The sequence below is a fragment of the Moorena sp. SIO4A1 genome, assembly GCF_010672065.1.
GTDB lineage: Bacteria > Cyanobacteriota > Cyanobacteriia > Cyanobacteriales > Coleofasciculaceae > Moorena.
Genome location: NZ_JAAHHX010000875.1, coordinates 1 through 1,221 on the forward strand (window position 1 = coordinate 1; position 1,221 = coordinate 1,221).

The following is a 1,221-nucleotide window of genomic DNA, read 5'->3' on the forward strand; positions in this document are numbered from 1 at the left end:
GTATATTCGGATAATACTATTGAAATCTTAGCGTTTATTCAATAAATACGTGAATTAAAATTTACAAAAATATCAATTTTTTTTTCTAGTTAAACAACTAGCACAAATTGGTTTGATATTAACGTTTAATATACTCCTGAAGTAATGCAATATAAAACAAGTAATCAACCAATTTTTAACGATTGTTGGAACCAAATCGGAGTGACAGGCGATCGCTCCTGCCCAGAACTAAAAACCTTCATTCATTGCCGCAACTGTCCGGTTTATTCCTTAGCAGGGCGCGGCTTGCTTGAACGTGAACCGCCTCCAGGTTACATTAATGAATGGACTAACTTACTGGTTTCCCAATCTGTCCCGCAACGGGAAAGTACTCTGACACAACTAGGGGAAACCATATCCGTAATTATCTTTCGGCTAGGAGTAGAATGGTTGGCATTGTCTGCAAAGTTATTCAAAGAAGTCACCCAGCCTTGTGTTATCCACACTATCCCCCACCGCAGCAATGAGATCTTACTGGGAATCGTGAACATTCGTGGGGAAATCCTGATGTGCGTTTCCCTCAGCCATCTCCTTGGTTTGGAAGATAATTCTGCTAACTCAGATTCCGAGCAATCCAAAATCCAACAGCCCCTGACTCGAAAACCCAAAACGAATGTTAGTAGTGTGATGTATCAACGGATGGTGGTTGTGGAAATTGAGAGGAACCGATGGGTCTTTCCCGTTGATGAAATTTTTACTGTTCAACGGTTTCATACTAATGAATTACTCGATGCACCAGCGGTTATTTCTAAAGCTACAGATACTTATACAAAATCGATAATTATCTGGCAGGATAAAAAGGTTAATTACTTGGACGATGAGTTATTGTTTTACACCCTCAATCGGAAGATTACTTAACCCGATGGGGTGATGGGGGGAAAGTGCTACCGTAAGCATTCAGCCGTAAGCATTCAGCCGTCAGCTGTCAGCTATCAGCCATCAGCTGTCAGCTATCAGCTATTAGCTATTAGCTATTAGCTATCAGCTAATAGCTGATAGCTTTGGGTCTATGGCCACGCTACTTGAGGTGCGAACAGCTTTTGAATAAAATAAACTGACGGCTGACCGCTGACCGCTGACCGCTGAATGCTTAAAAAATATCATCAATCCAAACTTTAAACTCTAAAATCCTATGACAGACAGCGGACAAGATATGAGCAATTTCTCCATGTTGGATTTATT

At 40.8% G+C, this 1,221-nt stretch carries 1 protein-coding gene; it reads left to right on the forward strand.

Features of this window, described 5'->3' with window-relative positions; all coding sequences use genetic code 11:
• The first annotated feature begins 144 nt into the window (after positions 1-144).
• Entirely contained in the window at positions 145-897 is a 753-nt protein-coding gene (locus tag F6K53_RS43700; protein WP_293087039.1) for a chemotaxis protein CheW, read from the forward strand.
• Positions 898-1,221: the final 324 nt, after the last annotated feature.

Excerpts from the sequence above, each read along its gene's own strand:
- F6K53_RS43700 (WP_293087039.1), top strand. The coding sequence starts at position 145 with ATGCAATATAAAACAAGTAATCAACCAATTTTTAACGATTGTTGGAAC.